Annotated in this window: 7 protein-coding genes and 1 pseudogene; 3 read left to right on the top strand and 5 right to left on the bottom strand. The window is 64.1% G+C overall.

The window, feature by feature from the left end; translation table 11 throughout:
- On the top strand, positions 1–689 hold a 689-nt coding region (locus NKJ20_RS29955; protein ID WP_352748990.1), incomplete at its 5' end, for a sulfate/molybdate ABC transporter ATP-binding protein.
- 14 nt (positions 690–703) lie between these two features.
- Here NKJ20_RS29955 and NKJ20_RS29950 read toward each other — a convergent pair.
- Positions 704–973: pseudogene (locus NKJ20_RS29950) on the bottom strand (PIN domain-containing protein); the annotation flags it as partial.
- A 180-nt stretch (positions 974–1,153) separates the two neighbouring features.
- Here NKJ20_RS29950 and NKJ20_RS29945 point away from each other — a divergent pair.
- Both NKJ20_RS29945 and NKJ20_RS29940 read left to right on the top strand, forming a co-directional pair.
- Complete coding sequence (locus tag NKJ20_RS29945) at positions 1,154–2,140, top strand: sulfate ABC transporter substrate-binding protein (protein ID WP_352748988.1); 987 nt, start codon at positions 1,154–1,156, stop codon at positions 2,138–2,140.
- 247 nt (positions 2,141–2,387) lie between these two features.
- Positions 2,388–2,837 carry an RrF2 family transcriptional regulator gene (locus NKJ20_RS29940; protein ID WP_006202816.1) on the top strand — a complete coding sequence of 150 codons (450 nt, stop codon included), beginning with the start codon at positions 2,388–2,390 and terminating at the stop codon, positions 2,835–2,837.
- Here NKJ20_RS29940 and NKJ20_RS29935 read toward each other — a convergent pair.
- From NKJ20_RS29935 to NKJ20_RS29920, 4 genes are read right to left on the bottom strand one after another with little or no spacing between them, the layout of a single operon-like run.
- Positions 2,834–3,379 (bottom strand): gluconokinase, encoded by a 546-nt coding sequence (locus NKJ20_RS29935; protein ID WP_352748985.1) that lies wholly within the window; start codon positions 3,377–3,379, stop codon positions 2,834–2,836. The two genes, NKJ20_RS29940 and NKJ20_RS29935, sit on opposite strands and share 4 nt — an antisense overlap.
- A 5-nt stretch (positions 3,380–3,384) precedes the next feature.
- Positions 3,385–4,371, bottom strand: a complete 987-nt coding sequence (locus tag NKJ20_RS29930) for an ABC transporter permease (RefSeq protein WP_352456242.1) — start codon at positions 4,369–4,371, stop codon at positions 3,385–3,387.
- Positions 4,368–5,348 carry an ABC transporter permease gene (locus NKJ20_RS29925; protein WP_023675830.1) on the bottom strand — a complete coding sequence of 327 codons (981 nt, stop codon included), beginning with the start codon at positions 5,346–5,348 and terminating at the stop codon, positions 4,368–4,370. The genes NKJ20_RS29930 and NKJ20_RS29925 overlap by 4 nt, the downstream gene beginning before the upstream one ends.
- Complete coding sequence (locus NKJ20_RS29920; RefSeq protein WP_352453283.1) at positions 5,345–6,886, bottom strand: sugar ABC transporter ATP-binding protein; 1,542 nt, start codon at positions 6,884–6,886, stop codon at positions 5,345–5,347. The genes NKJ20_RS29925 and NKJ20_RS29920 overlap by 4 nt, the downstream gene beginning before the upstream one ends.
- Between the last annotated feature and the right edge of the window lie 13 nt (positions 6,887–6,899).

The following is a 6,899-nucleotide window of genomic DNA, read 5'->3' as shown; positions in this document are numbered from 1 at the left end:
CGGAACTCCTCAACCTCGTTCAGCTTTCCGGTCTGGAAAAACGCTATCCGGCACAGCTTTCGGGCGGCCAGCGCCAGCGCGTGGCGCTGGCCCGCGCCATGGCGATCGAACCGGCCGTGCTTTTGCTCGACGAGCCGTTCGGCGCGCTCGATGCGCAGGTGCGCCGCGAACTGCGCCGCTGGCTGCGCGACATCCACGACGCCACCGGCCACACCACGGTCTTCGTCACCCATGACCAGGAAGAGGCGCTGGAGCTTGCCGACCGCGTCGTGGTGATGAGCCAGGGCCGCATCGAGCAGGTCGGCACCGCCGACGAAATCTACGACACTCCGAACTCGCCCTTCGTCTACGGCTTCATCGGCGAATCGAGTTCGCTTCCGGTCAAGGTCGAGGACGGCCAGGTCTGGATCGCGGACCGGCCGATCGGGCTTTCCGCGCCGCACGCACCGCAAGGCGAAGCGACGCTGTTCTTTCGCCCGCACGACGTCGATCTGGTGGAAGAATGCAACGGCTGCATCGCCGGCACGGTCGCCGCCAGCCGCCGCGTCGCCGGCACCAGGCGGGTCGAGCTCGAAATCGGCGGCGAACGTCAGCGGGTCGAGATCGAATTGCCCGTCGATCATCCGGCGGCGCAGAAAAGTCGCGTGGCTTTTAGGCCGCGGCGCTGGAAGCTTTTTCCGGCTGCTTGATCCTCTATCAGGCGCTACACCAGCCAGTTCTCGACCTTCAGGCCTTTGATCCGGTTGAACTCCCTGGTATTGGCGGTCACCAGGGTAGTTCCCAGCGTACAGGCGTGGGCAGCAATAAAAAGGTCATTTTGGCCGATGGTCTGGCCCCTGCCTTCCAGTTCTGCGCGAATCGCGCCGTGCTCGGCATCCACCGGCACATCGAGCGGCAAGACGGGTATCTCAGCCAGCAATTCCTCGACCTTCTTGTGCAACTTGGCTGATCTTTTCTTGACGCAACGCCGACGGCATCGGCGCCGCTGCCAAGCTGTCCTGAGACTCTGCTTGAAAGAAAAAACTAGAAATCGCCCACAGCGGGAATATTTCTTCTATCGACAACGTGGAGCGGCCGCTCTGCGTGCCTCGTCGCGCACGATGCCTTGCCGCTATGGTCCGGCATTAAGCTCATGGCATTGGAGCCTGTTTTCATGAAGCGATTTTTGCTTGGCGTCGCCACATTGGCCGGCCTGGTCCTCGCATCCTCCCAAGCCTGGTCGGCCGACAGATTGCTCAATGCTTCCTATGATGTCGGCCGCGAACTGTTTGCGCAGGTCAACAAGGCGTTCGTCGCCGGCCACCCCAGCGTCACCATCGATCAGTCGCATGCCGGAACCTCGGCACAAGCACGCGCCATCGCCGAAGGCCTCGGCGCCGACGTGGTCACGTTCAACCAGGTCATCGACATCGACTTCCTGGTCAAGAAGGGCCTCATCTCCGCCGACTGGCAGAAGGACTTTCCCGACAACGCCTCGCCATTCTATTCGCTGCCCTCCTTCCTGGTGCGCGCCGGCAATCCGAAGCACATCAAGGATTGGAACGACCTCGTGCGCGACGATGTCCAGGTGATCTTCCCCAATCCGAAAACCTCGGGCAATGCGCGCTACACCTATCTTGCGGCCACCGCCTACGCCAAGGAAGCTTTCAAGGACGACGACGCCAAGGTGAAGGAGTTCGTCACCAAGCTGTTCAACAACGTGCCGGTGTTCGACAGCGGCGGGCGCGCCGCGACCACCACTTTCGTGCAGCGCGAAATCGGCGACGTACTCATCACCTTCGAGTCGGAAACGCGCGGCGTCCGCAAGGAGTATGGCGAGGACAAGTTCGAGCAGGTAACGCCTTCGGTCAGCCTGTTGGCGGAATTTCCGGTGGCGATCGTCGACACCGTTGCAGACGAGCATGGCACGCGCGATCTCGCCAAGACCTATCTCGACTTCCTCTATACGCCGGAGGGCCAGGACATCGCCGCCCGCAACGGCCTGCGGGCCCGGGACGCGGCGGTCGCCGCCAAATATAAGGCTGAGTTTCCCGATGTCCGTCTGCTGACGGTGGAGGACGTCTTCGGCGGCTGGGCCAAGGTCCAGGCCGAGCACTTTGCAGCGGACGGCCTGCTCGACCAGACTTATGGCAGCCGCTGAGGCGATCTTCCAACTTTGACAGAAGCCGGCTTTGCCGGCTTCTTTGCTTTCGCGCCGCGAAAGGTGATTTCTGGCACTTTCCGGGCGCATTCCGTCCAAAACGTTACAAAGAATCAACGCGTTTGTGCCTACCGTGAGAACGGACGGCTTGTTTTCGCGAACGGCTTCGCGTGATCAAACCGTCATGATTTGCACACAAACAGCCGCCAGACGCGGGTGGTTGGGGCTTCATGGGTTGACTCGGGGCATGCTTACCAAAAAAGGCAAATACGGCCTCAAGGCCCTCGTGCATCTGTCGGGCCTGCCGGTCGGCCAGCTCGCATTCGTCAACGACATTGCGGTCGCCAATAACATCCCCAAGAAATTCCTGGATGCCATCCTGGGCGAGTTGCGTAACGCCGGCTTCGTCCAGAGCCGCAAGGGCAAGGAAGGCGGTTACCGCCTTGCCCGGCCGGCTTCCGAGATCAAGATCGGCCATGTCGTGCGTGTCCTCGACGGGCCGCTGGCGCCGATCCCCTGCGCCAGCCGCACGCAATACCAGCGCTGCGAGGATTGCGACGAGGCGACCTGCCAGGTTCGGCACATGATGCTGGAGGTCCGGCAGGCGATCGCCGAGGTGCTGGACAACCGCAGCCTTGCGGCCATGCGCGACGCCGACAATGACGATTTCCCAGTCGAACTGACGTCGCAAATCTAGCGCGCAAGCAGGCTCAAGGCAGTCGCGACGGTGTCGGCGACCGGACGCGTGCCATCCAAGGTTATCGCCGCCTCGTCCGCCGCTGGCGCCTCGAGCGTGGCGAACTGGCTGTCGACCAGGCTTGCCGGCATGAAATGGCCCTTGCGATTGCCGACGCGCTGTTTTGCTGTTGCCGGGTCGATTTCCCGGTAAACGAAGACGACATCCGGGCAAAAGCCGCGCAGGCGATCACGATAACTGCGCTTCAGCGCCGAGCAGGCGGCGACCACACCTTGCCCGCTTGCGACCGACGCGGCCATCCGCTGGCCGATCGCGTCGAGCCAGCCTTCGCGCAACGCGTCGGCGAGCGGCTGGCCGCTCGCCATGCGCGCGACGTTTTCGGGCGGATGCAGCCTGTCGCCTTCGATAAAGACGGCGCCCAATGCCGCTGCAAGCGCTTCGCCGACAACCGACTTGCCGCAGCCGGCAACGCCCATCACCACGATGGCGGGTGTCGTTCGAACAGTGCTCGCCGGCTTATATGCCACGTCTTTACCGGTCATGCAGGTCAGCGGCTTGCCGGCGCGCGGCCATAGAGCAGCAGCATGGCGACGATGACGACGCCGTAGATGATCTGCCGTCCCGCCTCCGGCATCTGCATGACAGAGAGAATGGACTGCAAGAGGGTGATCAGGATTACCCCGGCGACGGTGCCGAGATAGGAGCCGCGCCCGCCGAGGATCGAGGTGCCGCCGAGCACCACCGCGGCGATCGACGGCAGCAGATAGGCATCGCCCATCGACTGTGCCGCCTTGGAGGCATAGCCGGCCAACAGCACGCCGCCGAAGGCGGAGAGCCCGCCCGAAACCGCAAAGGCGATCATCACCACGCGCCTTGTATCGATGCCGGAAAGATAGGCGGCACGCTCGCGATTGCCGATGCCGTAAACGGTGCGGCCGAAGCCGGTGCGGGTCAGCACGAACACCATTGCGGCGCCGATCAGCGCCCAGATGAGGACGGCGTTGGGCACGGCAGGAACGGCAAAGCCGGTCGCCAGATAGCGCATCGCACCAGTCGCTGAATCCTGCGGCGAGAAACCGCCCGTGTAGACCACCATCAGCCCCTGCGCGACGGCGTTGGTGGCAAGCGTGATGATCATCGAGGGAATGCGCAGATAGGCGACGCCGATGCCGTTGACGATGCCGATCAGAACACCGCAGAAGATGCCGAACGGAATGGCAAGCGCCACGCCGACGGTACCGTATGCGGCCGCGGCGCAGGCCATCATGGCGCCGGCCGCCACCGACCAGGGCACCGACAGGTCGATCTGGCCGAGCAGGATGACCAGCATCATGCCGGTCGCGATGACGCCGAGAAACGACGCCACCTTGAGCTGCTGCAAAAGGTATTCAGGCGACAGGAAGCTGCGCGAATAGAGGCTGCCGAGGAACAGCAGCAGCACGATACAGGCGAACGCCGTCAGCACCGCCGGGTCGGCGCGGCGGAGGAATTTCGGCATGCGGCCGGCGAGACCACTCACAGTCGTTTCGCTCACAGGAACCACTCCAGCCGGTTGCGGACCCGAAACAGGGCGAACGCGCCGAGGCTGACCGCGATCAGCAGAATGACGCCCTGGAACAGGGGCTGCCAGAGCGGATCGAAATCGAAGACGAACAGCAGGTCGCCGATGGTGCGGAAGGCAAGCGCGCCGAAGATCGCGCCGATGGCGCTGCCCTTGCCGCCGAACAGCGACACGCCGCCAAGCACGACCGCGGCGATCGAAAACAGCGTATAGGCGTTGCCGCTGGCATAGGCCGCATCGCCGGTATAGGTGAAGAACGTCAGGAACAGCCCGCCGATCGCGGCAAGCAGACCGGCAAGCGCATAGGCGGCGAACTTTCCACGCCGGATCGGCACGCCGGACATGTAGGCCGCCATCTCCGAGGAGCCGGCTGCATAAGCGGCGCGGCCTAGCACCGACCGGCTGAACGGCACCCAGACCACGAGCACGACCGCCAGCAGCGTCACCAGACTCGCCGGCACAAAACCAAACAGGCGCCCGGTCAGCGCATCGGCGAGCCCTTCATTGACCGAGCCGCCGGGAAACGGCCGAAGCAGCAGCGCGATGCCGAAATAGACCGCGCCGGTGGCGATGGTGGCGACGATCGGCTGCAGGCGTCCATAGATAACGATCGCACCGTTGATTGCCCCGCACAGCAGCCCGGTGCCGAGCACGGCGAGGACGCCGAAGGCGGTCTCGATGCCGGTGCCGACGACCAGCCACGAGGCCAGGCAGTTGGTCAGCGTGAAGATCATACCGACCGAAAGATCGATGCCGGCGGTGATCACCACCAGCGTTTGCGCCATGGCGACGAAGGCGAGCAGCACGCCCTTGTTCGAGGCCGTTTGTACGACGTTGGCGGTGAAGCCCGCCGGATGGTTCGAGGTGTAGATGACGAACATGACAACGAAGATGCCGAACGCCAGCAACGTTCCGCGCTGTTCGGCAAGCCAGTAGCGCCAATCCTTCACGCGCCCGCTCCTTGCCTTGGCATCTCTTCGTGAATGTTGAGCGCGCTGGCGATCAGCGCCCGCTCGGTGATTTCGGCGCCGACCAGTTCGCGCTTGACCGCGCCATCATAGAGCACCAGCACGCGGTCGCAGCAGCCGATCAGCTCGTCATAGTCGGTCGAATAGAAGAGGATCGCCGCACCCTGGTCGGCAAGCTTGCGCATCAACTGGTAAAGCTCCTGCTTGGTGCCGACGTCGATGCCGCGCGTCGGGTCGTTAAGCAGGATGATGCGCGGCTGCCGCATCAGCCATTTGGCGATGACGACCTTCTGCTGGTTGCCGCCGGACAGCGCGCCGACCGAAATGTCGAGGCCGGCGGTTTTGATCGCCAGAAGACCGACCATGTCGTCGATCAGCCGCTGCTCGGCGGCGCGATCGATGATGCCGGCCCTGGACAGCCGATCGAGGGCGGCAAAGGAGAGGTTTTCGCGCACCGTCATCGGCAGCATCAAGCCTTCGGTCTTGCGGTCCTCCGGGATCAACGCCATGCCGATCCGGTCATCGCGCGCCGCGGCCGGGCTGGCGATCGCCACCGGCCTGCCGTCGATCAGGATCTGGCCCGACAGGCCACGCAGCACACCGAAGAAGGCGAGCAGCAATTCGCGCTGGCCCTGGCCGTCGAGGCCGCCAAGCCCGACCACCTCGCCCGCCCCGACCGATAGCGAGACATCGTGCAGCCGATCCGTCCAGGACAGGCTGCGCGCCTCGAGAACCGGCGTGGCTGCGGCAGCCGCCCGCGCGGGCTTGGGCGGAAAGATGTGGCTGTATTCGCGCCCGATCATCAGCTCGACGACCTCGTTGTCGCTTTTTGTACCGGCCGCGTAGCTGGCGACATTGCGGCCATTGCGGAACACCGTGCACTGGTCGGCCAGCTCGGCGATCTCGTTCATGCGGTGCGATATATAGAGCAGCGCCAGCCCTTCCGAACGCAGCCGCTTCAACACGGCAAAAACCCTGGCGACGTCAGCCGCGGTCAGCGCCGAGGTCGCCTCGTCCAGGATCAGGATGCGTGGCTTGCGCGCCAGTGCCTTGGCGATCTCGACCATCTGCCTTCTTGAAAGAGGAAGATCCTTGACCAGCGCCAGCGGATGGATATCGGAGGCGCCGGCGCGAGCAAGGGCTTCTTCGGCGATGCGGCGCTGCGCCTTGCGGTCGATCATGCCGAAACGCTTCGGCGGATCGGAAATGACGATGTTGTCGGCAACGCTGAGTTCGGGGACGAGCGACAGCTCCTGGAAGATGCAGACGATGCCGGCCTGGTTGGCGGCGGCCGGCGAAGCGAAGGTAACTTCGCTTCCGTCCAGCATCATGCGGCCCTCGTCGGGCGCAACAACCCCCGCCATGACCTTGATCAGCGTCGATTTGCCGGCGCCGTTCTCGCCGAGAATGGCGTGGATGCTGCCTGGAGTGACCGACAGTTCGGCCTTCTCCAGCGCCCGCACGCCGCCATAGCGCTTGGATATGCCTTCCATGCGGAAGAGCGGAACCGCACCGTCCATCGGCCCTCCCCAG

This window comes from Mesorhizobium sp. M0185 (assembly GCF_040322175.1).
In the GTDB taxonomy this organism is placed as follows: domain Bacteria; phylum Pseudomonadota; class Alphaproteobacteria; order Rhizobiales; family Rhizobiaceae; genus Mesorhizobium.
This window is presented reverse-complemented; position numbering and strand designations above follow the sequence as displayed.